General features: G+C 58.5%; 1 protein-coding gene. It reads left to right on the top strand.

Features of this window, described 5'->3' with window-relative positions; genetic code table 11:
• Positions 1–378 (top strand): F0F1 ATP synthase subunit gamma (locus ACIOUG_RS27040; protein ID WP_401070240.1); only part of this gene is annotated, 378 nt, incomplete at both ends.

Raw genomic sequence — 378 nt, 5'->3', positions numbered from 1 at the left:
TATCAGCCACCTGGGTGAAGAGCCGTCCATCAATGATCAGATTGGCAGCGTCAAGGTGATGCTGGATGCCTACCTGGACGGCCGTATTGATCGCCTGTCCGTGGTGTCCAACAAGTTCATCAACACCATGACGCAACAGCCTACCGTGGAGCAGTTGATTCCACTGGTGGCAACCCCGGATCAGGATCTCAAGCACCACTGGGACTATCTCTACGAACCGGACGCCAAAGAGCTGCTTGACGGCTTGATGGTCCGTTACGTCGAGTCGCAGGTCTACCAGGCGGTGGTCGAGAACAACGCGGCTGAACAAGCTGCGCGGATGATCGCGGTGAAGAAGGCTGCCGGCGCCGGCGGTGAGTTGAGGGGCGGTTTGCAGCT

The organism is Pseudomonas sp. NPDC087803, from assembly GCF_044742995.1.
Lineage (GTDB): Bacteria > Pseudomonadota > Gammaproteobacteria > Pseudomonadales > Pseudomonadaceae > Aquipseudomonas.
The sequence above is the reverse complement of the archived record's forward strand: the minus strand, read 5'-3'. Positions and strand labels throughout refer to the sequence as shown.